General features: G+C 60.7%; 26 protein-coding genes. 17 read left to right on the top strand and 9 right to left on the bottom strand.

The features are described 5' to 3' along the window. Positions 1-18: 18 nt before the first annotated feature. Positions 19-1557 carry a glycogen synthase gene (locus KBB96_RS10120; protein WP_211634577.1) on the top strand — a complete coding sequence of 513 codons (1539 nt, stop codon included), beginning with the start codon at positions 19-21 and terminating at the stop codon, positions 1555-1557. Positions 1558-1569: 12 nt separating this feature from the next. Beyond that, positions 1570-1995 carry a large conductance mechanosensitive channel protein MscL gene (mscL, locus tag KBB96_RS10115; RefSeq protein WP_211634576.1) on the top strand — a complete coding sequence of 142 codons (426 nt, stop codon included), beginning with the start codon at positions 1570-1572 and terminating at the stop codon, positions 1993-1995. Here mscL and ligD read toward each other — a convergent pair. Continuing rightward, entirely contained in the window at positions 1950-4295 is a 2346-nt protein-coding gene (ligD, locus tag KBB96_RS10110) for a DNA ligase D (RefSeq protein WP_211634575.1), read from the bottom strand. The two genes, mscL and ligD, sit on opposite strands and share 46 nt — an antisense overlap. 99 nt (positions 4296-4394) lie before the next feature. Further along, entirely contained in the window at positions 4395-4790 is a 396-nt protein-coding gene (locus tag KBB96_RS10105) for a hypothetical protein (RefSeq protein ID WP_211634574.1), read from the bottom strand. On the opposite strand from KBB96_RS10105, the gene KBB96_RS10100 reads away from it, so the two are divergent. The 5 genes from KBB96_RS10100 (at position 4789) to KBB96_RS10080 (ending at position 8837) form a co-directional block, all read left to right on the top strand. Further along, positions 4789-5403 carry a DUF6766 family protein gene (locus KBB96_RS10100; RefSeq protein ID WP_211634573.1) on the top strand — a complete coding sequence of 205 codons (615 nt, stop codon included), beginning with the start codon at positions 4789-4791 and terminating at the stop codon, positions 5401-5403. The genes KBB96_RS10105 and KBB96_RS10100 overlap by 2 nt on opposite strands. 87 nt (positions 5404-5490) lie before the next feature. Beyond that, positions 5491-5730, top strand: a complete 240-nt coding sequence (locus KBB96_RS10095; RefSeq protein ID WP_211634572.1) for a hypothetical protein — start codon at positions 5491-5493, stop codon at positions 5728-5730. A 136-nt stretch (positions 5731-5866) separates the two neighbouring features. Further along, positions 5867-6982, top strand: a complete 1116-nt coding sequence (locus KBB96_RS10090) for an alpha/beta hydrolase (RefSeq protein ID WP_211634571.1) — start codon at positions 5867-5869, stop codon at positions 6980-6982. Then, positions 6936-7310 (top strand): cupin domain-containing protein, encoded by a 375-nt coding sequence (locus KBB96_RS10085; protein WP_211634570.1) that lies wholly within the window; start codon positions 6936-6938, stop codon positions 7308-7310. The genes KBB96_RS10090 and KBB96_RS10085 overlap by 47 nt, the downstream gene beginning before the upstream one ends. A 12-nt stretch (positions 7311-7322) precedes the next feature. Next, the gene (locus KBB96_RS10080) at positions 7323-8837 is read left to right on the top strand and encodes an FAD-dependent oxidoreductase (RefSeq protein WP_211634569.1); all 1515 of its coding nucleotides are present in this window, start codon (positions 7323-7325) and stop codon (positions 8835-8837) included. A 6-nt stretch (positions 8838-8843) separates the two neighbouring features. Here KBB96_RS10080 and KBB96_RS10075 read toward each other — a convergent pair whose 3' ends face one another. Next, positions 8844-9434, bottom strand: a complete 591-nt coding sequence (locus KBB96_RS10075; RefSeq protein WP_211634568.1) for a UdgX family uracil-DNA binding protein — start codon at positions 9432-9434, stop codon at positions 8844-8846. A gap of 282 nt (positions 9435-9716) precedes the next feature. On the opposite strand from KBB96_RS10075, the gene KBB96_RS10070 reads away from it, so the two are divergent. The 8 genes from KBB96_RS10070 to KBB96_RS10035 all read left to right on the top strand — a co-directional run bounded on the left by KBB96_RS10070 (position 9717) and on the right by KBB96_RS10035 (position 19518). After that, positions 9717-11933: a hypothetical protein gene (locus KBB96_RS10070; protein WP_211634567.1), complete on the top strand. Its 2217-nt coding sequence runs from the start codon at positions 9717-9719 to the stop codon at positions 11931-11933. After that, positions 11930-13207 (top strand): glycosyltransferase, encoded by a 1278-nt coding sequence (locus KBB96_RS10065; protein WP_226373686.1) that lies wholly within the window; start codon positions 11930-11932, stop codon positions 13205-13207. The genes KBB96_RS10070 and KBB96_RS10065 overlap by 4 nt, the downstream gene beginning before the upstream one ends. 16 nt (positions 13208-13223) lie before the next feature. After that, on the top strand, positions 13224-15596 hold the full coding sequence (locus KBB96_RS10060; RefSeq protein ID WP_211634566.1) for an endonuclease/exonuclease/phosphatase family protein: 2373 nt from the start codon (positions 13224-13226) through the stop codon (positions 15594-15596). Between the two features lie 77 nt (positions 15597-15673). Further along, a complete protein-coding gene (locus KBB96_RS10055) occupies positions 15674-16252 on the top strand; it encodes a TVP38/TMEM64 family protein (RefSeq protein ID WP_211634565.1) in 579 nt (192 codons plus the stop codon). Between the two features lie 90 nt (positions 16253-16342). Next, positions 16343-17998: an ABC1 kinase family protein gene (locus KBB96_RS10050; protein ID WP_211634564.1), complete on the top strand. Its 1656-nt coding sequence runs from the start codon at positions 16343-16345 to the stop codon at positions 17996-17998. 173 nt (positions 17999-18171) lie between these two features. Then, on the top strand, positions 18172-18435 hold the full coding sequence (locus tag KBB96_RS10045; protein ID WP_211634563.1) for a hypothetical protein: 264 nt from the start codon (positions 18172-18174) through the stop codon (positions 18433-18435). A 441-nt stretch (positions 18436-18876) separates the two neighbouring features. Then, the gene (locus tag KBB96_RS10040; RefSeq protein WP_211634562.1) at positions 18877-19047 is read left to right on the top strand and encodes a DUF1328 domain-containing protein; all 171 of its coding nucleotides are present in this window, start codon (positions 18877-18879) and stop codon (positions 19045-19047) included. A gap of 24 nt (positions 19048-19071) precedes the next feature. Then, positions 19072-19518, top strand: coding sequence for a hypothetical protein (locus KBB96_RS10035; protein ID WP_211634561.1), 447 nt, complete (start codon positions 19072-19074; stop codon positions 19516-19518). Positions 19519-19703: 185 nt separating this feature from the next. Here KBB96_RS10035 and KBB96_RS10030 read toward each other — a convergent pair whose 3' ends face one another. The 3 genes from KBB96_RS10030 to KBB96_RS10020 all read right to left on the bottom strand — a co-directional run bounded on the left by KBB96_RS10030 (position 19704) and on the right by KBB96_RS10020 (position 23116). After that, positions 19704-19952 carry a hypothetical protein gene (locus KBB96_RS10030; RefSeq protein WP_211634560.1) on the bottom strand — a complete coding sequence of 83 codons (249 nt, stop codon included), beginning with the start codon at positions 19950-19952 and terminating at the stop codon, positions 19704-19706. Between the two features lie 410 nt (positions 19953-20362). After that, complete coding sequence (locus KBB96_RS10025) at positions 20363-20971, bottom strand: DUF4142 domain-containing protein (protein WP_211634559.1); 609 nt, start codon at positions 20969-20971, stop codon at positions 20363-20365. A 51-nt stretch (positions 20972-21022) separates the two neighbouring features. Continuing rightward, positions 21023-23116, bottom strand: a complete 2094-nt coding sequence (locus KBB96_RS10020; protein WP_211634558.1) for a catalase — start codon at positions 23114-23116, stop codon at positions 21023-21025. A 313-nt stretch (positions 23117-23429) separates the two neighbouring features. Here KBB96_RS10020 and KBB96_RS10015 point away from each other — a divergent pair, with 313 nt between their 5' ends. After that, entirely contained in the window at positions 23430-23942 is a 513-nt protein-coding gene (locus KBB96_RS10015) for a DUF892 family protein (protein ID WP_211634557.1), read from the top strand. Here the strand turns inward: KBB96_RS10015 and KBB96_RS10010 are convergent. Further along, complete coding sequence (locus KBB96_RS10010) at positions 23922-24485, bottom strand: cysteine hydrolase family protein (RefSeq protein WP_211634556.1); 564 nt, start codon at positions 24483-24485, stop codon at positions 23922-23924. The genes KBB96_RS10015 and KBB96_RS10010 overlap by 21 nt on opposite strands. A 15-nt stretch (positions 24486-24500) precedes the next feature. On the opposite strand from KBB96_RS10010, the gene KBB96_RS10005 reads away from it, so the two are divergent. Next, a complete protein-coding gene (locus KBB96_RS10005; protein ID WP_211634555.1) occupies positions 24501-24950 on the top strand; it encodes a low affinity iron permease family protein in 450 nt (149 codons plus the stop codon). Here the strand turns inward: KBB96_RS10005 and KBB96_RS10000 are convergent. Both KBB96_RS10000 and KBB96_RS09995 read right to left on the bottom strand, forming a co-directional pair. After that, positions 24928-25419: a hypothetical protein gene (locus tag KBB96_RS10000; RefSeq protein ID WP_211634554.1), complete on the bottom strand. Its 492-nt coding sequence runs from the start codon at positions 25417-25419 to the stop codon at positions 24928-24930. The two genes, KBB96_RS10005 and KBB96_RS10000, sit on opposite strands and share 23 nt — an antisense overlap. Positions 25420-25439: 20 nt before the next feature. Further along, a complete protein-coding gene (locus tag KBB96_RS09995) occupies positions 25440-26231 on the bottom strand; it encodes an SDR family oxidoreductase (protein ID WP_226373685.1) in 792 nt (263 codons plus the stop codon).

Raw genomic sequence — 26231 nt, 5'->3', positions numbered from 1 at the left:
CCTCCTGCCGAATACCCCATGGCACCCATCGAACACACTCTGCCCGGCAAAACCGCTTCCTCTCCTGAACCCTCAGCCGCTCCGGCGCGACCCGTGCGCCGCAAGCTGCGACGTCCACGCATCCTCCTCGTCACTCCGGAACTGGGCGAAAGCGCCTTCCTCAGTCGCCGTGGCAACCGCGCTCCTTGTGCGAAGGCCGGCGGACTCGCCGATGTCAGCGCGCTCCTGCTCGACACGCTCAGCCAGGAGGGGCTCGACGTGCACGTGGCGATGCCGAATTTCCGCGGCATGTTCCACTCGGATGCGGGCATCCCTTCGCGCCAGCTTCATCTCTGCCAAGACCGTGAATTCTTCTATCGCCGTTCCGTATACGATGGCAGCCCGGAGGCGAACCTGCGCGCGGCCATGGCCTTCCAGCGAGATGTGATCCATTACATCTTGCCGCGCCTGCGCCCGGACATCGTGCATTGTCACGATTGGATGACTGGTCTCGTTCCGGCGGCGGCGCGGGCCGCAGGCATCCCGAGTCTTTTCACCGTCCACAATCTCCACGATGAGCGCACCACCATGTCGTACATCGAGGAAAAGGGCGTGGATGTCCCGCGCTTCTGGCAGCACCTTTACTTCGAGCAGTATCCATCCAGCTACGAGTCCATGCGCGATCACGGCGCGGTGAGCCTGCTCGGCTCCGGCATTCTCGCCGCCGACCACATGAATACGGTCAGCCCGAGCTTCCTGCATGAACTCTCCGCCGGTGGCCACGGTGCCGTCCGTCCGGTGGCGGATGCCGTGCGCGGCAAGATCCAGGCGGGACGTGCCGCCGGCATCCTCAACTCCATCCCCGCGCGCGTACGCCCGTCCGAGGACAAGTATCTCGCCGAACGCTACGACGAGAAGACCCACGTCCAAGGCAAGCGCGCGAACAAGCTGGCGCTCCAGAAGATGCTCGGCCTGGAGGAGGATGCGGACGCGCCCATGCTGTTCTGGCCCTCGCGCCTCGATCCGATGCAGAAGGGCTGCCAGTTGCTCGCGGAGATCCTCTACCGAGTGGTGAGCGATTACTGGGGCCTCGGCCTCCAGGTCGTCTTCGTCGCGGATGGTCCCTTCCAGCCGCATTTCCGCCGCATCGCGGAGTTCCACGGCCTCCAGCAGCGCATCGCCGTGCATCACTTCAGCGAGCCGGTGTCGCGTCTCGGTTATGCCGCCTCGGACTTCACGATGATGCCCTCCGCCTACGAGCCCTGCGGCCTCTCGCAGATGGTGGCGCTGCGTTATGGCAGCCTGCCGATCGTCCACGGCACCGGCGGCCTGCGCGATACCGTGACCCATTTCGATGCCGCCACTTCCTCCGGGAATGGCTTCGTGTTCGAGACGCATGATGCCAATGGCCTGCGCTGGGCGATCGATCAGGCCATCCGCTTCCAGATCCAGCCCGCCGCTGACCGCCAGCGCCAGATCACCCGTATCATGGCGGAGTCCGCGCGCGCGTTTTCTCCGGAGAGCATGGTGGCCGGCTACATGGGCATCTATTCGAAACTGCTCCAACTCCGCGCCTGAGCGGACAGGCCGATGCTGTTCAAGGAATTCAAGGAGTTCGCCTTCAAAGGCAATTTGATCGACATGGCCGTGGGTGTGATTATCGGCGGAGCCTTTGGTACGGTGGTGAAATCACTGGTGGACAATGTCTTCATGCCACCGTTGGGCATTCTCAGCGGACGTGTGAACTTCACCGACAAATACGTGCCGCTCGACGGGCGCTGGTTTCCGTCGCTTCAGAAGGCGCGGGAGGCGGGTGCACCGGTGCTGGCGTATGGCCAGTTCCTCACAGACCTGCTGTCATTCATGATCCTCGCCTTCGCCGTCTTCCTGATTGCGAAGAAAGCCATCGGAAGCCCGCGCCGCCATGAGACCGAGGGCACCTCCCAACCTCCTCACCGCCGTCGCCGGGATCAAACGAACTCCTTCAGCAGGGCTTTGGAAATCACCTGCGGTTGAATCCGCTTCCAATCCTTTGGCATCACCAATGGCTCGCGCAGGGTGAACCCCGCCGCCGTGGCGTCCTCCAGCTCCTCCCAATCCAATGGTCGTGAAATCGGCCCGCCTGGCCGCGCGCGCAATCCCCACGGCGCGACACAGGTCGCCCCGCGCCCATTGCGCAGCCAATCGATGTAGATCTTTCCGTGCCGTTTGGCCTTGGAGGCCTCGATGGTGAAGCGCTTCGTGTTCAATCCGGCGACGGCTGCCGCCACCGCCTTGGCGAATGGCTTGAGGGCCTCCCATTCATGCGTGCGTTTCAGATACAGCATCACGTGCAGGCCTTTGCCGCCGGAGGTCTTCACCTGCGTCACCAGATCCCTCTCGCCGAGAAAGTCCCGGAGTAAGAACGCCGCGCCCCGCACCTCGCTCCAGGGCACCGAGGGATCCGGATCGAGGTCCCAAACAAGAACGTCCGGCTTGTCCGGCGTCCGCAGGAGAGCGCCCCACGGATGCACTTCGATCATTCCGAACTGGGCCAGCGACACCAGGCCTTTCACGTCCTTGATGTGCAGCACCTCGGTATCGTCCTTCAGCGTGCCGGTTGTCACATGCGGCGGGACGTGGTTGGCGAAGGACTTCTGGAAGAATTGCTCGCCGGTGATGCCGGACGGCGCGCGGAGGATGGCCAGCGGGCGATTTGCCACATAGGGCATCATCCACTCTCCCACGCTCTCGTAATATTCCGCCACCTCCAGCTTGGTGATGCCATCGGCGGGATACACCAGCCGGTCGGGGTGGGTGACCACGGTTCCAAAGACTTTCACTTGCTTGGCGTCCGCCTTGGCGGTTTGCAGGGAATCAAGGTGGACGTCTTTCGCCGCTTTATCCTCGCGCAGGCCGATGAAGCTGCCCTGACGGATCGAACCATCGCGGGTGATCTCCGCGAACTCGATTTCCGCCACCAGTTTCGGTTCCACCCAGGTGATGTCCTTGGACGCATCTTCGAACAGCGGCTGTTTCCGTTTCAGCGGTTGCAGCGTCTTGAGCAGGCTTCGCCGAGTCGCCTCGCTGTAGCCGGTGCCCACCTTGCCACGCGGCACCAGCTTGCCGTTTTCCAACGATCCCAGCACCAGCGCTCCGAATGCCGGGCATGAATTGCGCGGCGGTGTGTAGCCGCAGACCACGAATTCCTGACGGGCACGGCACTTCGATTTCACCCACGCGTTGCGGCTCTTTTCCATGTAGGGCGAGGCGGCCAGCTTGCTGATGATACCCTCTAGCCCGCTTTTGCAGGCCTGTTTGAAGAGATCCTTCCCTTGCTCCGCAGGCCATACCTTGGAGCGTCTCACCCGGCCGGTTTCCGTATCGACCAGCGTATCGAGCATTTCCATCCGCTCCACCAGTGGCATTGCACGCAGGTTCTTCCCGTCGAGGTGCATCAGATCGAACGCCACGTAGTCGATGTCCTCGCTGTGCGGGTTCTGCAGAGCCTCCTGCAAAGCGCCGAAACTGGAACGTCCCTTCGCATCAAACACCACCGCCTCGCCATCCATCACGAAGTCCTTCTTGGTGAGCTTGCCGAGGAGCTTCACGAGTCCTTGGAAACGATCGGTCCAATCCAACTCGTTGCGCGTGAACAGCCGCAGCCTGCCGCCTTTCTGCACCGCGATCAACCGGTAGCCGTCGAGCTTGATCTCATGCACCCAATCGCGGCCTTCCGGCACCGATGGCACGACCCGGGCAAGCTGCGGAGCGACGAACGCGGCGGTCTCCGTGGTGGTGCCGCCGCGTGCCTTGGCCGTGTCGTCCAGCTTCCGTAGCAGCCAGTTTGGCTCCTCCCTCATCCGAGCTAGCAGATAGCCGCCGTTCATCTTCTCCCCGTGGAGGATGAACTTCAGCTTCCCGCCCTTGAATGCCTTCTTCCAATTCTTCTCCACCGGTTCCCATGTGCCGCGGTCCCAGATCGCCACCTTGCCCGCACCATAGTGACCCTTCGGGATTTCACCCTCGAAGCCACCGTAATCAAGAGGGTGATCCTCCACATGCACGGCCAGCCGTTTCGCGGCGGGATCTTCGGGTGGTCCCTTGGGCACCGCCCAGCTCACCAGCACGCCATCCATCTCCAGGCGGAAGTCGTAGTGATGGGACCGCGCATGATGCTCCTGCACCACGAACGACCAGCCCTTCTCCTTCGCACGTGGCGACGACGGCTCGGGCGTGGCAGTGAAATCTCGCTTCTTGCGGTAACGCGCGAGCCCTCCGCGGACCTTTCCTTCCTTGCCCTTGCTTTTGGCTTTCGATGACGAAGTGGTAGCCATGGCGGTTATTTTCCGAGGGACTATACAATATCCAGGCTCCGAGGCACGTGATCGATGATTGCAAGAAGCGCTCGGAAAGGGCACTTCGCATGGAGCTCTTCAATCTGCGGAGGCTTCTTCCTCGGGATCTCCTTCTTCGTGCAAGGCGGCGACTTCGGGAGGAAGAGAAGAAGGCTTTTCATCCTCGAAGTCTTCCTCGCCGGCCAGATCCTCCTCGTCCGAGAGGCGTGCGTTGGCTTCAAAATCATCGGCGGCGGCTTCCCTTGCCTCATCTTCGGCCACATCGAGACCTTCCTCGACCAAGGCTTCATTGGGATCTTCATCCACATAAGGGGGAGCCATTCCCGTCGGCTGCTTCTCCGGAACTTCTTTGGCTGGATCGATTGGACTCATGGTTTTGTCTTTCGGGTTCAGGATACGATTCGCAGCTCGCATACCATCCGCTGCCCGTCGTTGGTGTGAAGAAAGGCACCCGGCGTGCAAAAGCGGACCCATGAAGCGATTTCTCCGGAACAACGGGCTTTCGATCGTGATGGGCGGCTTGTTCCTGCTTTTCTGGGCGGGACAAGCGGTGAGTGGTTATCTCGCTTCCAAACAAAACGCTGACTTGCATGGAGATCGGCAGGGCGATTTTGCCGACTATCTGGCGAGCGGCCATTTCTGGCAGGCAACCGGAGAGAACTGGGAAAGCGAATTCCTACAGATGGGGGCGTATGTGATCTTTACCGCGTTCCTTTTTCAAAAGGGCTCCGCGGAATCCCTGGATCCCGATGAGGAAGAGTCGAAGCCCCATCGCAGATCGTCCGCAGGATGGCTTTATCGGAACTCGCTCTCGCTCGCCTTCTTCGGGCTTTTTGCAGGGGCTTTCACCATCCATGCGTTGGGTGGGCTGGCGGAATTCAATGAGGAGATGACGCGTCATGGGCGGGCGCCTCTCAAACTGGCGGAATTTCTCCGGAACCCCGAGTTCTGGTTCCAATCCTTCCAGAATTGGCAGAGCGAGTTCCTCGCCATTCTGGCGATGGTGATCCTGACGATCTTTCTGAGGCAGGAAGGATCGGCCCAGAGCAAGAAGGTCGAAGAGGACGATGATCACACCGGAGACTGAAGACCGCCATGGCACGGTGATTGCGAAAGTACTTCATGGGCGTGCAGCCCATTGACCTCAACCTCAAACCCGAAAGGAACCAAAGCCATGCCACGAGGAGATAAATCCAGCTATACGGACAAGCAGAAGCGCCAGGCCGAGCATATCGAAAAAGGCTATGAGAAGCAGGGTGTTTCCGAAAAAGAAGCCGAGAGCCGCGCTTGGGCCACGGTGAACAAAACCACCGGCGGCGGCAAGAAGTCCGGCTCCGGCAGGGGCAAGAAGGAAGACCATTCCTCCGAACGCAAGGGCGGCCACAAGGGTGGAAAAGCCCATGCCCACAAATGATCGGATGAAGTCTTTATCGCGCAGATTGCGGATCGTGCCATGCAGAAGACATCTCGGGTGTGCAGGTCACCAGCGCTGGAGCGCCTGAATACCGGGAAATCTGTCATGGCATGGTCTTTGCGAAGAGGCCGGAGCCATGAGAACGAAATCATCTTATCTTAAACCTTCGCTCACTTGTTTCGTCCGCCTCGGAGCCACTGCTGTGGTTCTAGCCGGTGTTTCGCCGTTGCTGGCGGACGAAAAGGAACTGCCCGCCGCGCCGATGGCAAAGCCCGATGCCCAGATGCAACTGGTGCTCGACGAGCTTGCCGCTCTCAACGGAAAGCCGGTCAACGAACTCTCCGCCGGAGACGCCCGCAAGCAGCCTTCTCCCGCCGACGCCGTGGAGAAACTGATGAAGAAGCAGGACAAGTCCCAGGAGAAGGTCGATACCGTGGACAACATCACGATCAAGCTCAGCAGCGGGGACGTGAAGGGCCGCATCTACCGCCCTGCCAGCGACGGTCCGTTTCCCGTGATTCTTTACATCCATGGCGGCGGCTGGGTTCTCGCTGATCTGGACACTTATGACGCCACGCCACGTGCCCTCGCCAACGCGGCGCAGGCTCTGGTCATCTCTACCGACTACCGTAAGGCCCCGGAACACAAGTTCCCGTCCGCGCATGAGGACTGCTTCGGCGCGTATCAGTGGACACTCGAGAACGCGGGACGCTTCAAGGGCGATGCCAAACGCGTCGCACTCGTCGGCGAGAGCGCCGGGGGCAACATGGCTGCCGCCGTGAGCATCATGGCACAAGCCAAGGGCATGCAGATGCCCGTCCACCAGGCGCTCATCTATCCCGTGGCCAATGTTTCGATGGACACCCCATCTTATCGCGAGAATGCCATGGCGAAGCCGTTGAACGCGCTGATGATGAAATGGTTCTTCGACCAGGAACTCGCCAACCCCACCACCGACAGCACCGATCCGAAGATCGCGCTGCTGAAGGCGAAGACCCTCAAGGGCCTGCCTTCCACCACCATCATCACCGCCCAGATCGACCCGCTGCGCAGTGATGGCGAGATGCTCGCGAAGAAGCTTCAGGCCGATGGTGTGACGGTCAACTACCGCAACTATGAAGGCGTGACGCACGAGTTCTTCGGCATGGGTGGCGTGGTCGACAAGGCGAAGGATGCCGTCGGGGTCGTTGCCTCCGATCTCAAGGATGCTTTTGCCGGTCGTCCGGCGACCGCTTCCACCTTGGAGAAATAAACCAATGCCGGTGATGAACGTGAGCCACATCTATGGAACGCATGGGGATTTCAAGATCCTCCAAACGACGGCCCGCGTTCAAACCGGCGTCATGCGTTTGAGCCCGGGTGAATCATCCGCGGAGACTCCGCAGATTCATCCGGAAAGCGACCAGTTGATCTTGGTGTTGACCGGCGACCTGCATTCGGAGGTCGACGACGAGGAGTGCACCATCCCTTCAGGCTCTTCTCTCATTATTCCAGCGGGAACGCCCCATCGGCTGGTCAACCGCGGCCACGCGGAGGCGTTCATCTTCACGTCCTATTCACCTCCGGCCTACCCGGAATAACCGCATCCCACCATGAACACTCCGTACTGGTCCAAAACGTCAAAGGCTTGCTCGTTTCCTCCGGTGTGGGGTGATCTCATGGTGGATGTGCTGGTGATCGGCGGAGGAATCACGGGTCTTACCGCGGCCTTGGAGCTCCGGTCGGAAGGCCTCCGTGTCGCACTGCTTGAGCGCGGCCAAATTGGCTCGGGAGAGACCTCCCATACCACCGCGCACCTCACCTACATGACCGACACCCGCTTGTCGGAATTGATGACACTCTTCGGCGAGGAGAAAACAAAGCTGGCCTGGCAGGGGGGATTGGCGGCGATGAAGTACATCCGGAGGAAGGTGGATGAATTGAAGATCGACTGTGCCCTCGTCAAGGTTCCGGGATATCTGGCGGTTGCGGCAGGCAGTGACGAAAGCAAGGAAAACGCCCTGCTGCACAAGGAATTCGTGATGGCTGCCCGGATGGGGTTCCGAATCGATTGGTCGCGGAACGTGCCGCCCGACGGCCGCAGCGGGCTGATCTTCGCTGACCAGTACAAATTCCACCCCTTGCGATATCTGCATGCGCTGGCGGCCGCCGCCAGCCAGGCGGGGGTGATGATTCATGAGGAATCGGAAGTGATGGATCTCCAGGAACGCCAGGCCTCCGCATGCGGGCATCGGATTGATTTCCGGCATGTCGTGATCGCCACCCATGTTCCCTTGCAGGGCGGTGTGTCCACCCTGCCATCCGCGTTGTTCCAAACCAAGCTGGCCGGCTACTCGACCTACGCCATCGGTGCGGAGGTCGATGAAACCTCCCTTGAGGAAATGATCTGGTCCGATACCGCATCCCCATTCCTCTACTGCCGCGTGGACCGGCGTGATAAAGGGGCCTACATCATCCTCGGGGGGGAGGACCACAAGACCGGCCAGAAGGAGCATGCCGGGGACGCTTTCGCTGCTTTGGAAAGGAAGATGGCCCAATTCGCTCCGAAGTGCCGTATTACCGACCGCTGGTCCGGGCAGGTGATCGAAACGATCGATGGCCTGCCCTACATTGGATTCGATGGTGCGGGACAGTTCATCGCCACCGGCTTTTCCGGCAACGGCCTGACCTACGGAACCCTCGGCGGCCTGATGGCGTGCGATGCGATCACCGGCAAGGAGAACCGCTGGGCCGAACTGTTCTCTCCGGATCGCAAGAGCTTCCTGTCGCTTCCTGACTATGTGCGGGAGAATGTCGACTTTCCGGTGTGCATGATCACGGATCGGATCGGGAAGCTTCCCACCGATCCCCACGCGCTTTCCAGCGGTTGTGGGGCTTTGATGGAGATCGATGGAGAAAGATCGGCGGTCTATCGGGACAAGGATGGCAAGATTCACATTTTGGAAGCCGTATGCCCACATCTCGGATGCATCGTCCGCTGGAATGAAGCCGAGGCGACCTGGGACTGTCCCTGCCATGGCTCCCGATTCACCGGAGAAGGCGAGCTGATCGCAGGGCCGGCGGAAAAGGGCCTGCCGTTGCGCCGCTGCGATGGCGGGAAGTCGTAACAGTTCCTATCCGAGGATCAGTTTCAAGTCGCTGACGAAGGCTTGGTATTCTTCCTCCGGGAAGCCATGCCCGCTGCGGCGAAGCAACGAAGAGGGGTGGACGGTGAGGATCACCTTCGGGGCGACCGAGGGTGCTTCGTACAAACCGCGCTGCTGCGTAACTTTGATGCCGGTTCCAAGCACGGCTCGCGCAGCGGTTGCGCCGAGGATCACCACTACCTGTGGGGCGATGGTCGACAGCTCGCGGAGCAACCAGGGTTTGCACGCGTCGATTTCACCGGTCGAGGGCTTCTGGTGGAGACGGATCTTGCCTTTCGGTTTCCATTTGAAGTGCTTCACCGCATTCGTGACCCACACCTTGCTGCGGTCGATCCCGGCATCGTGGAGGGCGCGATCCAGCACGCGGCCTGCGGGACCCACGAACGGCCGCCCTTCGAGATCCTCCTGATTGCCCGGCTGTTCGCCGATCATGAGAATCTTCGCGGAAGGTCTTCCCTCTCCGCAAACGGCCTGGGTGGCGTTTTTCCAAAGAGGACAGTTCCGGCACGTCCGGATGGCGTCTTCCAGTTCGCCGATGAGCTGGCTTTTCGTGGGCATGAGCTGGGACCGGCATTGTTTCCGGTGCAAGCGTTCAATCTAAGGTGATCTGGTCTACGAGCCAGTTGGATTGGAGTGCAGCTGCCTTGTTGCGAACTGCAACCCCATGCAGCGGAATCTATGCTACCTGCGCGATGGATGAAAACGGGTAACGGGAAGAGGAGTGCATTTTTCCCCAAGCCACGCGGATTTCAGAAGGCACGTAATACGGAGGAATGTGGGCCGCGTCATGCTGGAGGAGCACCTATGATTCGGCTTCTTCCATGGAGGTTCCTCGCGAGGATGGCTGCCCAACGATACGGCATTCTGGATCCGGCGACCTTCGTGGCCCGTATCCGCAAGTTTTCCCAGCCATCCGAGGTTCAGGAGCCACTCGAGTTGTTGCGGGCCGGCATTTCGTTTCACGCTAGGGGTCTGGTCAATACGAAGGCGATCCAGCACAACATGGACTGGCTGTGGCCCTACTGGGTGGAACGCCAGTTCAATCCGGCGGACCCATCGTTCGTGCCGCGGGCGTTTTCATTCAGCCACATCAATCTCACGCATCGCAACTGGACCGCGGTCGGCGTGCCCGACCGGGTGATTTATCCGATCGTGGATCCGCGGGGAATGGTCACTCCGCTCCATGATGGATGGTCCCTCGATTTCTGGATCATCACCGACACCGGGAAAAAGCTGTTTCCCTCCCGCCTTGAGGAGCGGGAGGTGACACAAAAACTCGAACTGGAGCCGGCCTTGCAGGTGTGCACCCACGGAGTGCACGATGGGATGGAGTTGACCGCTCGAACCGCGATGCAACTGGAGAAGGGCGGGCCGCGCCTGGAAATCCATGTGGAGGGAAAGTCGGACGAAGACGGCTGGATCATCGCTTCGGTGCGACCTTACAACCCGGAGGGCGTCCAGTTCATCCATGACATCCGGGCGACGCAGGACCGCCGCTCGCTTCTCGTGGATGACCAAACGGAGGTGATGCTTTCCGAAGCACCGGACCTCCTGCGCATGGCTCACTACGCCCAAGGGGACGTTTCGCATCGTCTGGCAGGAGCTGAGCTGGAAAGGGAGGTTCACTGCGAGGTGGGGATGGCCACCGCCGCCGCGATGTTCCGCATGAAGGCGGGACAGCCGCGTTCCTTGAAAGTGACGATCGATTTGAGGGATGCGGACGGGAAGGAGAAGGCCGCTGCGCGGAAAGGATCCGCTTCGGAGGCGTGGAAGGATGCAACCGTCGGCCTGGCGCGGCTGAGGGTTCCGGATGAACGGATGCAGTTTCTGTATGACAGCGCCGTTCGGACCCTGGTCCTCCTGGCGGCTGATCTGGTGGTCCCCGGTCCCTATACCTACCGGCGGTTCTGGTTCCGCGATGCCTGCCTGATGTTGCATGCGCTGCTGGCCATCCACGATGAAGACCGGGCCGAGCGGATCATCCGCCAGTTCCCGCAGCGGCAAACCTTCGGCGGATATTTCGAATCGCAGGAAGGGGAATGGGATTCAAACGGGCAGGTGCTGTGGATTCTCGCACGCCATGCGGCGATGACGAAACGGTCGCTTTCCCCCGAATTGAATGCGGCGGCGAGGAAGGCGGTTGCCTGGCTGGATCGAAAGCGGCTGTCGCCGGATCATACGAGCGGAGCGGGTGGATTGTTGCCCGCGGGATTCAGCGCCGAACACTTGGGACCGAACGACTTCTATTACTGGGACGACTATTGGGCGGTGGGAGGGCTCTGGGAAATCGGCCGTTACTGGGAGCACTCCGGAGATCGGCGCATGGCGGAAACGGCGCGAACGCTGTCGAAGGCCTTCCGCGACGGCATTGAGCGCAGCCTGGCTTCGATCCCGCGCGAGCGAACCCTGGGCGCAATACCCGCTGCTCCGGGACGGCGGATGGATGCTGGAGCGATCGGATCCATGGTCGCCGACTACCCCCTGCAACTTTATCCGGCAGGAGAACCACGCCTGGCGAAGACCTTGGAGTTTCTCCTGACCTGTTGCTTCCATGGAGGCGGCTTCTTTCAGGAGATGATCCACTCCGGGATCAATGCCTACCTCACGCTGGATCTGGCCCAGACCCTTCTGAGGGCGGGTGACCCTCGTCATGCGGCACTCATCCGAAGTGTGGCGGCGCTGGCCTCGCCGACCGGCCAATGGCCCGAAGCGATTCATCCGCGCACCCTTGGGGGATGCATGGGAGATGGGCAGCATGGATGGGCGGCGGCGGAGTGGATCATGATGATGCGCAATTGCTTCATTCGTGAAGACGACCATCTGGTGATCGTCGGTTCCGGCATTCTTCCGGAATGGCTCGATGGCAGCGAGATCGGCTTCGGGCCCACCTTGACCGCCTGGGGCGAGGTGACCGTCAGGTTGGTCGACCATCGCGTGCTCGTGACAGCCCGATGGCATGATGCCCCGGGGAGGATCCTCATTGCCGTGCCCGGTTACGACCCGATCCCCGATGCAGCTTCAGGGGTCGAGCACCACCTCCAGAAAGCTTCTCCATGAAAATCGCGATGTTCACCAATACCTACCTGCCGCATGTGGGCGGGGTCGCCAGAGCCGTTTCCACGCTGGCGGAAGAATGCCGGAGGCTGGGCCATGAAGTACGGATCGTGGCACCTGAATTCGAGGGAGCGGAAGATTCGCCCGAGGTGTTGCGCGTCCCTGCGATCCAGAATTTCAACGGCAGCGACTTCAGCGTGCGGCTGCCTTCTCCCGGACTCATTCGCGAGTTCATCGATGAATTCGCTCCCGATCTCATCCACAGCCACCATCCGTTCCTGCTGGGGGATGCCGCCCTGCGCGAAGGCTGGAGGATCGGGGTCCCCGTGGTGTTCACCCATCATACCTTGTATGAGCAATACACCCACTACGTGCCGCTGGACTCACCGGCTCTGAAGCGGGCCGCGATCCAACTGGCGACGGAGTACTGCAACCTTTGCCAGCAGGTGATCGCTCCAAGCCAAAGCGTGGCCGATCTGCTGATGGCGAGAGGCGTGACCACGCCGGTTATGGAGCTACCCACCGGCGTGGACACGGCTTTCTTCGCAACGGGGGAGGGAAGCGATGTCCGCAACTCGGCAGGCATTGCTCCGGAAGCTTTTGTCATCGGCCATGTCGGGCGTATCGCTCATGAGAAGAACCTCGCCTACCTGGCGAAAGCGGTGGATATCCATTTGGGAAGGAATCCCGATTCCGTCTTCGTGGTCGTGGGGGATGGCGGAGCGATGGATGAAGTCCGGAAGAGCATGATTGGCCATGACGGTCGCTTTCATGCGTTGGGGGTCCGCAGCGGCAAGGATCTGGCGGATGCCTACGCGGCGATGGATCTGTTTGTGTTCGCCTCGCAATCGGAAACGCAGGGATTGGTATTGGCGGAGGCCATGTCCTGCGGCTGCCCGGTCGTTGCCTTGGATGGACCGGGAGTCCGCGAGGTGGTGGAAGACGGAGTGAATGGCCGGTTGTTGCCGTCCGATGAGTCCGAAGAAGCATTCGCCACGGCGCTTGATCAGGTGGCGGGCGATGCCGGTCGGATGGCTGCGTGGCGGCAGGAGGCGGTGAAGACGGCCAGCCGGTTTGATCGAAGCAAGTGTGCGGAAAGGATGCTGGCGCTGTATGGCGAGGTTCTCGCCAATTATCGGAAAGGTGACGAAGCCGAGCGATCGCTGTGGGACGATTTTGTCCAGACGGTGGAGATCGAATGGAATCTGCTGGCGGCCAAGACTTCCGCGGTGGCCGCTGCGGTGGTTCCGCCGGAACAGGAGGTGTCGATTGATTAGCCGGATCAATGTGCGGTTGCGCTGGCTCCGCCGGAAACTGAACCGCACCCATTGGGTGGCGGGGCTCCTTGGATATGAACTGCCGCGTGGAGAAACCACCGAACCCGGGCTCATTGTGCTGCAGGTCGATGGATTGTCGCGGCGGCAACTGGAGAAGGCGATGGAAGACGGCCGGGTTCCATTTCTGCGGAAGCTGGTCAGACGGGGCCACTTCCAGCTCGAGAGCTTTTACTCGGGCCTGCCATCCACCACCCCCGCGGTCCAGGCGGAGTTGTTTTATGGAAAGAAGTCCGCCGTGCCGAGTTTCCAGTTCCTGGATCGTGCGACCGGCAAGCTGCGCCGCATGTATGAAGCGGATTCCGCGAGCGACGTGGAGGATGAACTGAGGCGCGAGTGCGGAAAGCCTCTTCTGGACGGAGCACACGCGTATTCGGACATCTATGTCGCGGGGGCCGCGCGATCCTGGTTCTGCTCCCGTGATTTCGCGCTCCGGGAGATATGGAAGCGCGTGAATGTGCTGAAGTGGTTGGTGCTCTCCGCGCTCTATTTCGTCAAGCTGCTGCGGATCGCGGGGCTGGCCGCCGTGGAACTGGTACTGGCGTTTGTGGATGTGGCGCGCGGATTGTTCCGGAATCAGGACCTGCGCAAGGAGCTCTCGTTCGTGCCGATGCGTGTAATCATCTGCAGTGTGGTGCGCGAATTCATCCGGCTTCACATCCTGTTGGACATCGAGCGTGGCGTGAGGGTGATCCATGCGAACTTCCTCGGTTACGACGAGCAAGCCCACCGCCGGGGTCCGGGGTCGGCCTTCGCCCACTGGACGCTCAAGGGGCTGGACCGCACGATCCGCGACATTCATCACGCGGCGATGGCGTCGTCTTATCGGGACTACGAGATCGTGGTGTATTCCGATCACGGCCAGGAGAAGACCGTTCCGTTCGCTCGAACCAGCGGACGCCCACTGGCGGAAGTCGTGGGAGAGGCCTTGTCGACCGGCCCTGCGTCGTCCTTTCCCGTGTGGACTCCAGCCTTCCCCACCGTGGTGGGCAGCACGTGGGATCGTTGCCGTGGATTGCTCCAGCGTGAAGTGCCCCTCGAATCGATGGCGGCGACCTGCGATCCAGAGAAGGAAATCATTCTCACCGCGTTGGGGCCGATCGGGCACATTTATCTGCCGGTGAAGCTCGGTGAAACGGAGAGGGCGATGTATGCCACGCGGTTGGTCGAAGGCGGAGTGCCGTTGGTTCTGCTTCCGGCGGCGGACGGCGTGATACGAGCCTTTGATCGCGAGGGATCATGGACCCTGCCTGGAGATGAGAGGCATCTGATTGGCGAGGACCATCCGTTCCTCAAGGAGGCAACCGAAGATCTGGTGGGTCTGTGCCAACACCCGAACGCGGGCGATCTGTTGGTCAGTGGGTGGAGACCCGGGATACCACCGGTTTCTTTTGTCCTGGAAAACGGCGGACACGGCGGCCCGGGCAGCGAGGAAACGCATGGATTCGTGCTGGTACCGGATCGTCTGGAGCGTTGGCATCGGGGACTTCGTGCGGGCTGTCTGAGGCCTGCCGAACTCCGATCAATGCTTATGCGGTATCTCGACCTGTCGTCCGAGGAAGCGGTGGCCCATCACACCACGCCCGCCAACGGAACGTTGAAGGTGGTGACCTACAATGTGCACAGCTGCCGCGGCATTGATGGGAAGGTGAGGCCCGAGCGCATCGCACGCGTGATCAATCAGCTCGATCCCGACGTGGTCGCCCTCCAGGAGGTGGATGTTCATCGGCTGCGGACGGGCCATGCCGACCAGGCGCTCGCGATCGCCCGCCATCTTAGGATGGAGCATTCCTTCTACAGTGTGTTGGAGGAGGGGAGCGAAGGATACGGGATCGCGGTGTTTTCGAAGCAGCCATTCGAGATCCAGCGGTCGGCTCTTCTGACCCAAGCGGCACGCGGCAAAGAAGCGCGGGGTGCGATCTGGATCAAACTGCCTGCTTCGGATGGACGCCCGGCGGTCCACTTCATCAACACGCATTTCGGTCTGGCACGCCGGGAACGCATCATCCAGGCCGGAGAACTGCTGGGTGACGAATGGCTCGGAGCTGTCGCGAAGGACGAGCCGGCCATCCTATGCGGGGATTTCAACTCGGTGCCTTCCTCTCGTGTCTGGCAGCGGCTCAATGAGCGTCTCCCTGCGGCGAGTCAGGGACGAACCGGACAGGTCGCACGCCCGACCTTTCCCGCCCACCGGCCGCTGCTGCGGCTAGATCATGTCTTCGCCAGTTCTGATCTGGAAGTGGAGAACGTGATTATTCCCTCCACTCCGACTTCGGCGGTGGCGTCCGATCATCTGCCGCTTTGTGTGGAATTCAAGATCCCCACGGAATGAAGATCCAGGTGACCAGATCACGGGTTTTCAAAATTCTCTTAGGCTTCGTCCTTGCGGGCTTCATCCTCTTTCTGTTTTTGGGCGATCACCCGTCGCTGAACGTGGAGGCGTTGTTGGAGAAGGGCAGAAGCATCCCGGCTCCGGCCTTCATCGCCGCGATGTTTGTTCTTCCGTTGTGCGGCTGCCCGATCAACCTGTTCCTCATCGTGGCTGGCACGAGGTTCGGGTTCGGGAACGGCTTTCTTCTCACGGCCTGTGCGATGGTCTTCCACCATCTCCTCGCCTACCGTATCGCGCATGCCCGTCCGCGGAGCTGGCTTCTCCAGCGTCTGGAGCGATGGGGATACAAGGTTCCGGTGTTGTCACGCGGGCATCAGGTCCGCTGGACGGCACTGTTCGCCGCGATCTACGGGCCGCCCTACGCGGCAAAGCTCTATCTGCTCGCGTTGACCGACATTCCCCCGAGAGTCTACCTTTGGGTCGGCATGCCGGTGTACCTTCTTTTCGCCATTCCCTCGCTCGCCTTCGGCCACGCGTTGGAGACAGAAAGCATCCTTTGGATCATGGGCGTCTTGATCGCTGTCCTGGTGATTCTTCCTTGGATAAGAAGGCGTTTTGGCAGGAGGGAATCTGAAGGAAAAGGAGGAGTGGCGTAAGGTTGGCTTGAGCAAGGTGGATCCCGGGATTCCCGATCAGTGGCAAGCGGCAGGTTGAAATCGATCGGAGGCGTGCGATGTTAGAGAATTATGGACCTCTCTCCCAAGCATCTGATCCGCTACAAAGACATAGCGTTGCTGCTGATCAAATATGGCGGAAGCAGTCTCAGCACCGATCCTCAACTGAGGGCGATGGTCCACCCTGAAGATCAAGATGGCGGGGAGGAGGTAGGAGAGAACAAGGGAACCGACTTGGCCTCGGATCTTGAGCGCCTCGGCCCCGCCTTCGTGAAAATCGGCCAACTGTTGTCCACACGTGCCGATCTGCTGCCTCCCCGTATTCTGGAGCCCCTGTGCCGATTGCAGGATCACGTCGAACCCATCCCGTTCGAGGAGGTCAAACAACGGATTGAAGAGGAGCTGGGAGTGCGCATTTCAAAAGCCTTCGACCAGTTCGACGAGAAGCCCACCGCATCCGCCTCCCTCGGACAGGTCCATCGCGCGCTGCTGCGGGACGGCCGGGAAGTGGCGGTGAAGGTCCAAAGGCCCCACATTCGGAAGAGGATTTTCGAGGATCTGGACAGCTTCGAATCGATCTCAGCCTTTCTCGATGAACACACCGATTTCGGGCGGAAATATCAGACGGCCCGGATTGTGGAGCAATTCCGGAGCCGTCTCGTCGGCGAACTCGATTACACCCGGGAAGCCGACAACCTCGTCGAACTGAAACACAATCTCCGCGATTTTGACCGGCTGCGGGTTCCGGATGTGATACGCGACTACACCACCAGCCGCGTGCTCACCATGGAGTTTCTTGCGGGCACCAAGGTCACGGCATTGTCAGGAGCCGTCCTCACCGATCTCAGAGGTGAGACTCTCGCGGAACAACTCTTCCGTGCCTATCTGAAGCAAATCCTGATCGATGGCTTCTTCCATGCCGATCCGCATCCCGGGAACCTGCTGCTGACTCCCGGGCGGGAGATCGCGATCATGGATCTCGGCATGACCGGCCGAGTACAGGCACGCATGAGAGATCATCTCATGCATTTGTTGGCGGGAATCAGCGAGGGTAACGGGGTTCAGGTGGCGGAGGCTGCGATGAACATTGGAATTTCCCCTTCCGAGGGATTGGACCGGAACGCCTTTATTTCCCGGGTCGAGGATATCGTTGGCGCCGCCAAATCCCGGCGGCTGGAGGACATCAACATGGGTTTCATCGTCATGGCCGTGACCAAGGCCTGTGCCGATGCCGGCATCGGCATTCCGGGTGAGATCAGTCTCATTGGAAAAACGCTCATGAATCTCGACAGCGTCGGAGCGGCGCTGAGCCCGCATTTCAATCCACACGAAGCTATCCGCCGCAATCTGGCGGAGCTCGGAAACGCCCGCATGCGGGACACCCTCACCTCCGCGAACTTTCTGGGAATCCTCACCGAGGTGAAAGATTTCGTGACCCAGCTTCCCGGCCGGATGAACCGGATCCTCGATCTCGTCTCCGACAACAAGCTCCGCGTGAAGGTCGATTCCATCGACGAAAAGACCCTGATGGTCGGGCTGCAAAAAGTGGCGAACCGGATCACCATGGGGCTCATCCTCGCCGCGTTTATCGTGGGAAGTTCGATGCTGGCCCGCATCGAGACCACGTTCCGCTTGTTCGGTTATCCCGGCCTGGCCATGGTGTTCTTTCTGGTGGCCGCCGCGGGTGGGATTCTTTTATTGGCACAAATCTATTTCAAGGACCGTTGAAGTCGCGGCAAAGGCCCGACACGAGATCCCAGGCCCGGCTCGTCGAGTGCGCGCTACCATCCGGAATCGCAGACACCTTGATCGGACACCGTGCTTGCCTTTGGCCGCCGCCGCTGTGTCATCGCCGACCCAATCCCGAATGGCAATCAGCCGGGAAGGCGCTAACTTGCCGGATGTCCGATGAACTTTCATCATCTCTCGCGACGGGGCCGGCACCACATGAGGACTTCACCATCCGTCAGCTTGTGGAGCTGAACCGGATCGTAGAAGAAGGCGGTGAGGTAGTGGCCTTCCAGAATGACGGCAGTGTAGTCCGCATCCGGCGCAATGCCCTTGATACCTTCCTGGACCGTTACGGACACCTCCACCCAGGCGATTTTAAAGAGAACGAAGGCTGCGATTGGCAAGAGGCGTTGTCTTCGCTTGCTGAAGAGTAACTCGGGGTGGATGCGCCTGATGGCACCTGGTTCGCGAAAAGGTCTTCCCCCCAGGCCGACAGGGCAGTCACCGTGACGGCGCTGTGTCCTCACAGACAAGAACTTCGTTCCCAAGGCCGGGTGATGGATCCGCCGTATCTGGTGCCAAGGTGGACGCGGGGCCCGCTCTTGGCGGGCAAGCACGAAGAAGTGCCGCCCAAGGAGAGAACCCGCGAGCGTGGGAGACAAGCAGAAGAAAGAAGGCAATGAACGAATGACGTAAACGAAGCCCGTTACTTGGATTATAGTATTCAAATGATCGGTTTCCCGAGTGGATCACGGAACAACCGGAAAAGCCGAAAACGTCCCGATCATTCCTTGATTTCATCACCGATGGTGCGACCGGTTAGAACGTCGGCAAGGCATTCCGCCGCCCGGCTCAACCGCCAACCTGTCAAAGCCATGTTACACTGGAGCCTCGTCTTTCTCGTCATCGCCCTCATCGCCGGCGTCCTCGGCCTGACGGGCATTGCCGGCATGTCCGCCAACATCGCCTGGATCCTGTTCGTCATTTTCCTGGTACTGTGGCTGATCTCGTTTTTCATGCGCGGCGGACGTTCCCCGCGTGTTTGAGCGACCGCCAACGCCGAGAGGAAAATGAATTACAACGGCGCATGCATCCGGATCTGCGAGGCACTCCTCCATGCCGAGTGCGGAGCTCGGCTGGGATGGAGCATGTCCGCAAGTCAGCTCGGGAGTGACGTTGAGCTGACCGCCGTCAACCAAAGTCTTTCCTGCCATGAGTCCAACATCCTGCGGCTCCGTAATCACCTGCGAGCCCTGGAGGCATCCCCGATGTGCGACATCGAGCCGGACGAGCAGCTTCTCAGGGCGTTTGCGGAAGCGGATGCATGTGAACATTCCGGCCCGGTGCTGGATTACCTCCAGCGAATCGAAACCTCCCTGATCGAGGCCTATGAATCCGCCCTCGCCAGTCCCGACACCATGCCGGGAATTCGCGATTCCATCCGGCTGGTTCTTCTTCCTTCCGTAGAAGCTGTCCTCATACGCTTGAAGGAGTTGCCTCTCCCGAAGGCACGATGAAACGTCCGCCAGTCATTCTTGAAAAAGCGCCGCTTGTGGGACCCGTTTCCGGACGGAGCCTCGTGGATATGGACCCCGCCCCGCCACCGCTTCCCCCCGGAACATAGGTGGCAGGGCAGAGCCAAAATCCGAGGTTCTCCGGTCCGCCCGCGTCAGCCATTCTGCAGCGACACCGGCCCTTCCTGTCAGAAGTCGGCTTCCTGCGCGAACTCCTCCGGGTTGCGGGGGATCCACTGGTCGAAGAGCCGCATCATGGTCCACAGGACCCCCGGATCATCCTCTTTCCACTCGCGGTGGCACATCAGCCAGAACTCGGTCTCCGGATCGGACAAGCCGGTGCCGGACGCCAGTCCGGCTTGACGGCACTTTCCGGCGTAGGTCTCGACTTCCGCCAAGCTTCCGGCGAGGTTTCGTGAGCGGACCAGGTGCTGCATGAGCATCGCCCGTTGCTTCCCAAGCGGTGTCCAGAAAAGGCGGTAACCGTTGGCCTCCTCGTGTATGTAATGGTCCAACCAGAGCGACTGGATCAGCGTCTCAAGCGCTCGTCGAACCTTCCGGTCTTCGTCAGTAGCGGTGAGCATTGTTGGTCATTTTGGTCGCCTTTCTCCTAAAAACTGGGTCCACCCCCGCTCAAGAAAAAACCCCGGGGCGAATGCGACAATCCCCGTACGGAAAATCCCTAGTCTCTCGTATTTTTTCTTCCGAAATGCTCATCCACGGATTCGGGGTTCTTCGGCAATCTTGCTTTTAGAGCCCTAACAAACCGAAGCCCGCAGACGCCAGTCCGCGGGCTTCCCGAAGCATGTCTTCAAAGCGCGTAGCGCCACACTCGGCCCGGCGCCAATCAGGACATCTTCAACTCGGCCGTGGCAGCGGCGAGATGGATTTCGATCAAGGGAAGAGCATTTTCGGCGATCTGCTTGAGCACCGGATCCTTCGCCTTGCTTTTGACCTTTTCCATCGTGTCCTTGAGGACCTTGTGGCCCGCGATGCCCACCTGCTTCAGGTAGGCTTCGTCGAATTCCCGGCCCGACAGCCCCTTCAGTTTGGCGATCGTCTTTTCGGCTTCCTTGTCCATGGCGGTTGGCAGCGTGGTTCCCTTCGCCGAGGCCACCTCCTTGAGCTTGTCGGAGAGGCCGGTTTGTTCGGCGACTTCGCCCAGCGCGTACAGCTTGATGTCGGCCCCTTGTCCCTTGCCGGCTACTAGCTTGCTGGCTTCAAGTTGGAACATGCCCCCCATGGCGATCTCTCCCAAGTATTTGAGATCATCCTCGGAGAGCTTCGAAGCGTCCGCCTTCAGGGCCTTGATCTTCTCGCCTGCGTCCTTGTTGGTCTTGTCGAAATCGGCCGGAGTCATGTCGCCGACTTTTCCATCATCCTTCGCGCTGGCGATGCCGATGGTGGCTCCAACGGCGGTGAAGAAACACACTTTGGTTACGGTTCTACGGTTCATGATGTTGGTTGGTTTGTGTTTTCAGTTCTTGCAGAATGAAGGGCGGGCCGCTCATCCGATGCTTCGGAGCGCGGGTTCCCGCTCCCAGAGTCGTCCCTTTTTCGCCGCCGCGACAAAGTTCCGGATTCCTTTCGGAGCCTCCACGTCCACGACCGCGGAATCCACCGTCACCGCCGCCGCTTCCAACAGCGGAAGCGCGGCGGCATGATGGCCGATGGCCTTCAAATGCCCATAGGCATCCCGCACCCAGTTTACCGCCGCGGCTTCTTGGACGAGGCTCTCCACCGCATCCGCCGAAGGCAGGAGGACAACGGCGTCGAACAGCACGGAAGGTGCGCCCGACAACGCGTGCTGCACTTCGACCATCGAACCGTTCGAATCCGTGAAGCCGCCTATCCGGCGAGCCACAAGTCCCACCACCGCCTTTTCCTTCCGGATCGCGGCAACGAGGGACTCCAACAGCAACGCATCCGTGCCATCGGTGACGAGGATCCCCACCTTTCTTCCTTTCAAGGTCGAAGGTGCCTTCGTGATCAGGCTCAGGGATGGGGATGGCTCAAGGTCCCGGGGCTTCACGGCCGGAGTTACATCGATGTCCGTACCTTCCATTCCCAATGCCGCGCCGACCGTGTCGTGCAGCGCCGCATCGATGTGCTGCAGATGGCCCAGCATCCGCTGCCGGATCTCCTTGATCTCCACCTTCGCCAGTTCGAACGCAAGGGCGCTCGCGATGTGATTCTGCTCCGGCGGCGTCATCGACCGGAAGAAAAGCCGGGCCTGCGAGTAATGGTCGGCGAAGGTCTCCGCGCGCTTGCGGATCTTTTCCCCGGTCTCGGCCTCGGGATGGGTACGGAAGCCGGTGACCGGACACTCCCGCGGGCCGGCGGGCTCGATCTGGCTCGGCTCGTAGGCAACGCGTCCTTTCAACACACCCATTTGTCGGAGACCGTCGCGCTGGAAGTTGTGCATCGGGCAGCGGGGAGCGTTGATGGGGATCTGATGGAAGTTCGGGCCCCCCAGCCGGCTGAGCTGCGTGTCGAGATACGAGAACAAGCGTCCCTGCAAGAGCGGGTCATCGGAGAAGCCGATGCCGGGAACGACATTCGCCGGACAGAAGGCGACCTGCTCCGTCTCGGCGAAGTGGTTGTCCGGATTGCGGTTGAGGACCATCTTGCCCAGCATCCGGATGGGAATAATTTCCTCGGGGATGAGCTTGGTCGGGTCCAGCAGGTCGAAGTCCAGCTTGGCGGCGTCCGCCTCCTCAATGACCTGGACGCCGAATTCCCACTCCGGGAAGTCGCCGCGTTCGATCGACTCCCACAGATCCCGGCGATGGAAATCCGGATCGGCACCGCTGATCTTCACCGCCTCGTCCCAGATCACCGATGATGAACCCAGCACCGGCCTCCAATGGAACTTCACGAAGCGGCTGACGCCTTCGGCATTGATCAGCCGGTAGGTGTGAACGCCGAAGCCTTCGATCATCCTCAGCGAGCGGGGGATGGCCCGGTCCGACATGACCCACATGATCATGTGCATGCTTTCCGGAGTGAGGGAGATGAAATCCCAGAAGGTTGCGTGGGCCGAAGCCGCCTGTGGGAAGCCACGATCCGGTTCCATTTTGACGGCGTGGATCACGTCCGGGAATTTCATCGCGTCCTGAATGAAGAACACGGGGATGTTGTTGCCGACGAAATCGTAGTTGCCCTCTTCGGTGTAGAATTTGACCGAGAAGCCGCGCACGTCTCGCGGAAGATCCACCGATCCGGCCCCACCCGCCACCGTGGAGAAGCGGGCGAAAACCTCGGTCTTCTTCTTCGGATTCTGCAGGAAGGCGGCCTTCGTCAGATCCGCCGCGGATTCATACGGCAGGAAATAGCCGTGTGCCCCGGATCCCCGTGCGTGAACAATGCGTTCGGGGATTCGTTCGTGATCGAAATGCGTGATCTTCTCCCGCAGTACGAAGTCCTCCAGCAATACGGGACCCCGCTCTCCCGCCTTCAGGGAATTCTGATTGTCCGAGACCGGCACGCCCTGGTTGGTGGTCAGCACCGGTTCGTTGGTTGCGGCGGTCTGGTGGGTTTCCGCTGGGATCGCGTTGGAAGCTCCGACGGGAGGCGCGCTCGGGGTTTTCTTTGTGGCCATCGTGAATGAGGGTTGGGCCGCCGCGAAAAGGACGGACCTGCGACCCTCGCACGTTGTGTGCCCTTCCCACCTCTACGAGTATTTCACTGCGGGCGTATGGCTCGATCTCATCTTTCTGCGAACCACCCTCCCATGAGTGGTTGTTGTCAGGAACCATTTTGCAACGCGCCCCGGCGTTTTGCATGACTTCCTCAAGTCCGCTTGATGGCTCTTCAGCGTGGGGTTGGTCAGATGGTGGATGGCATGTGAGTTGCAAGGAAGCTGCCACACTTCCCGATCCCAAGCTCCCTTCCTTTTCAAAACCCGAACTACCATGCATCTAATCCGACCATCCGATCTGCTTGCAGACCAAATCCGGGATCTCTTCAGTGCCGAGACGCAGATCGTGGCTTCGCTGCCCGAGTTGTCTGCCTCCGCCGGAGACGCCGCCCTCAAGGGGCTTCTCACGGAGCAGGAGGGGCTTTCACGCGGAGGTACGGGTCAGCTGGAATCCTTGTGCAGGAGTCACGGTGTGGACCCGGCTGCCGACCCTTGCAAGGCCATGGCGGGTTTGATTTCCGGGGGAGCCGATCATCTGAAACAAGCGGAACCCGGAGAGACCCGCGACCTGCTCCTCATCGCCCACTGCAGCCGTGTCTTTTCCTACCTCATCGCCGCGTACGGTATTTCGGCCGCACTCGCCCGGAGGTTTGGTTCGGAGGAGGAGGCCGCGATGCTTGAGATGCTCCTCGATGAACGCAACGAGGCGATCCGCCGGCTGATGGATCTCGCACGGTGCAAATTGGCCGAGCACGAATCCGAGGGATCAGCGGATGGCGCTGGATAAGCACACCCGTGCTCCGAGCCGCTTCTTCATGTGCTGAAGCGCCTCCCGGCGCTCTTCTTCCGTTTCGGAGGCCACGCAATCCCGGGGGATGACCAGGGAGTAATCCCGCATGTAGGCGTCGTTGGCGGTGTAGAGAACGCAAATGTCGGCGGCGAACTCGCCAAGGATGAGAGTGGTCACGCCCAGATGCGCGAGCAGGACCTCCAGCGAGGTGCAATGGAACCCCGAGTGTTTAGGCTTGAGGACGAAATAGTCATTCTTCTCAGGCACCAGCAGGCTGGCAATCGGGCGGCCCGGACATGCCGAACCGGCGCAACGCTGGACCTGTTCCTTGAAGTCGGACTGCCAGTTCCCAAAGTTGTCGTTCACATAAATCACCGGCACTCCGGCAGCCGCGAGCCTTCGGCGCAACCGGTCGAGACGTTTTGCGGCGGGCAGCGCGTGCTTCACCAATGCCGCACTTTCCTCGAACGCCATGTCGTTGATCACGTCGATCAGCAGGAGGGCGGCGTTGGCAAGCGGAGATGATCGTGAAGCAGGCATGGCTTGGGGTCGCGTATGGAAGAATCCGTGCAATGGTGGGACATGTGGTGGAAGCGCTTCTCCTTCGCACGCGTGGCCAGATCGGCTGCCCGTCTTTGCGGCAATCCCTGGTCTTTTCTGGCGGCGGTGTTGCTGGTGGCGATATGGGCGCTGGTGGGGCCGTTGGCAGGATTCAGTGAAACCTGGCAGCTGGTGATCAACACGGCGACGACCATCGTGACGTTCCTAGCCGTATTCCTGATCCAGGCTTCGCAGAACCATGAGATGCAAGCCGTGGAGCTGAAGGTCGATGAGCTGCTCAAAGCGGTGCAACCGGCCGACAACGGCCTGATCAATCTGGACGAATTGGATGAGCGGCAGTTGGAAGTCCTTCATGCCCGGTTCTTCCGCCAGGCGCGGGCGGTGAAGAGGAAGGGAGGTGCTGGCAGTGACGACTCCGGTCTCACTCTTCCTCCTCAGGAATGAGGGCCGCACGTCCGGCCGTCAGGCGCTTTCCCTCGACGGCGTCCCGCTGGCGCACGGCATCCGCTTCCAAGGCAGCGAAGTCGATGCCGGCCCACTCCGGGATTTCGCCGGCGATTTCCCCTAGCATCCTCCACAGCACGCGTTTGCCTTGGATGCCGAGTACCAGGATTTCCAAGGCTTCGAATGCCCCCAGTTTGCCAGGGTCGAGGCCTTCCCATGCGAGCTTCAGCCGACTGGCCTTCGCCGTCAGGTTTCCCGCGGCCTGGAGCATTCCGCTGCCGCCGCTGCCCACGGTTTCCAGGAGTTTCTTGAGCATGACACGGTCCTTCTCCACCTCCGCCTTGAGGTCGATGAAGAACCGTTTCTCCTCCGGCTCCTTGGCACGGTCCGCCAAGGTCTGGATGAGATCGACGGCCCCGGCTGATCCGGCGAGATGGTCGTTGAGATAGCGGTTGAGTGCTGCGTTCATCGTGGTGCATGGAAAAGCGGTCAGCCCTGCAGGAGCGACTGGCCGCCGTCGATGAAGACCTCGGTGCCGGTGATGTGGTTCGAAAGGTCACAGGCGAGGAACCAGATCAAGCGCGCCACCTGCTCGGCGGTGCCGGGATTTCCTCCGGTGAGAGGTACGTCCCCGTGCGGGAACTCGACGGGCAGATGGAGACCCTCAAGATCGCGCCGTTCCGTTGAGCGGTCGATCGCGGTGCGGATCGCCCCGGGACAGACGGTGTTGACGCGGATGCCGTCCTTCGCCAATTCCAATGCCATCATCCGTGCCAGAGCAACCTGGGCGGCTTTGGAGGAGGCGTAGGCGCTCGCACCTGAATTACTGAAGATCCTCGTGCCGTTGATGGAAGAGACCACGATGATGGAGCCCCCTCGTTCCTTCATGAGAGGGACCGCTCCCTGGATGGTCAGGAACGTTCCTCCGAGATTGGTCGTGAGGGTGTGGTTCCACTCGCTGACACTGAGTTCATCCACGGGAGACCAGGTGCCGTTGATGCCGGCATTGGCCACCACGATGTCGAGGCTGCCCCACAGGCGGCTGATGTTTTCGATGGCACCCCGCATCGCACCTTCGTCCGCGACATCGCATGCCAATAGTTCATGGCCGTTGCCCCCGCCCAGGCTTCCAAGGGCGGCTTCCAATTCCCGCCTGTCCCTGCCAAGCAAGGCGACGCGGGCACCCGCATGGGCGAGCAGGCGCGCGGTTGCCAAGCCGATTCCCGAACCGGCACCCGTGACCAGCGCGGACTTTCCCATCAGATTGCGAACGACTTCCAT

The organism is Luteolibacter ambystomatis, from assembly GCF_018137965.1.
Lineage (GTDB): Bacteria > Verrucomicrobiota > Verrucomicrobiia > Verrucomicrobiales > Akkermansiaceae > Luteolibacter > Luteolibacter ambystomatis.
This window is presented reverse-complemented; position numbering and strand designations above follow the sequence as displayed.

Coding starts and splice junctions, on each gene's coding strand:
- KBB96_RS10120 (WP_211634577.1), top strand. CDS start 19: ATGGCACCCATCGAACACACTCTGCCCGGCAAAACCGCTTCCTCTCCT.
- mscL (WP_211634576.1), top strand. CDS start 1,570: ATGCTGTTCAAGGAATTCAAGGAGTTCGCCTTCAAAGGCAATTTGATC.
- ligD (WP_211634575.1), bottom strand. CDS start 4,295: ATGGCTACCACTTCGTCATCGAAAGCCAAAAGCAAGGGCAAGGAAGGA.
- KBB96_RS10100 (WP_211634573.1), top strand. CDS start 4,789: ATGAAGCGATTTCTCCGGAACAACGGGCTTTCGATCGTGATGGGCGGC.
- KBB96_RS10105 (WP_211634574.1), bottom strand. CDS start 4,790: ATGGGTCCGCTTTTGCACGCCGGGTGCCTTTCTTCACACCAACGACGG.
- KBB96_RS10095 (WP_211634572.1), top strand. CDS start 5,491: ATGCCACGAGGAGATAAATCCAGCTATACGGACAAGCAGAAGCGCCAG.
- KBB96_RS10090 (WP_211634571.1), top strand. CDS start 5,867: ATGAGAACGAAATCATCTTATCTTAAACCTTCGCTCACTTGTTTCGTC.
- KBB96_RS10085 (WP_211634570.1), top strand. CDS start 6,936: ATGCTTTTGCCGGTCGTCCGGCGACCGCTTCCACCTTGGAGAAATAAA.
- KBB96_RS10080 (WP_211634569.1), top strand. CDS start 7,323: ATGAACACTCCGTACTGGTCCAAAACGTCAAAGGCTTGCTCGTTTCCT.
- KBB96_RS10075 (WP_211634568.1), bottom strand. CDS start 9,434: ATGCCCACGAAAAGCCAGCTCATCGGCGAACTGGAAGACGCCATCCGG.
- KBB96_RS10070 (WP_211634567.1), top strand. CDS start 9,717: ATGGCTGCCCAACGATACGGCATTCTGGATCCGGCGACCTTCGTGGCC.
- KBB96_RS10065 (WP_226373686.1), top strand. CDS start 11,930: ATGAAAATCGCGATGTTCACCAATACCTACCTGCCGCATGTGGGCGGG.
- KBB96_RS10050 (WP_211634564.1), top strand. CDS start 16,343: ATGGACCTCTCTCCCAAGCATCTGATCCGCTACAAAGACATAGCGTTG.
- KBB96_RS10045 (WP_211634563.1), top strand. CDS start 18,172: ATGTCCGATGAACTTTCATCATCTCTCGCGACGGGGCCGGCACCACAT.
- KBB96_RS10040 (WP_211634562.1), top strand. CDS start 18,877: ATGTTACACTGGAGCCTCGTCTTTCTCGTCATCGCCCTCATCGCCGGC.
- KBB96_RS10035 (WP_211634561.1), top strand. CDS start 19,072: ATGAATTACAACGGCGCATGCATCCGGATCTGCGAGGCACTCCTCCAT.
- KBB96_RS10030 (WP_211634560.1), bottom strand. CDS start 19,952: ATGCAGCACCTGGTCCGCTCACGAAACCTCGCCGGAAGCTTGGCGGAA.
- KBB96_RS10025 (WP_211634559.1), bottom strand. CDS start 20,971: ATGAACCGTAGAACCGTAACCAAAGTGTGTTTCTTCACCGCCGTTGGA.
- KBB96_RS10020 (WP_211634558.1), bottom strand. CDS start 23,116: ATGGCCACAAAGAAAACCCCGAGCGCGCCTCCCGTCGGAGCTTCCAAC.
- KBB96_RS10015 (WP_211634557.1), top strand. CDS start 23,430: ATGCATCTAATCCGACCATCCGATCTGCTTGCAGACCAAATCCGGGAT.
- KBB96_RS10010 (WP_211634556.1), bottom strand. CDS start 24,485: ATGCCTGCTTCACGATCATCTCCGCTTGCCAACGCCGCCCTCCTGCTG.
- KBB96_RS10005 (WP_211634555.1), top strand. CDS start 24,501: ATGGAAGAATCCGTGCAATGGTGGGACATGTGGTGGAAGCGCTTCTCC.
- KBB96_RS10000 (WP_211634554.1), bottom strand. CDS start 25,419: ATGAACGCAGCACTCAACCGCTATCTCAACGACCATCTCGCCGGATCA.
- KBB96_RS09995 (WP_226373685.1), bottom strand. CDS start 26,231: ATGGAAGTCGTTCGCAATCTGATGGGAAAGTCCGCGCTGGTCACGGGT.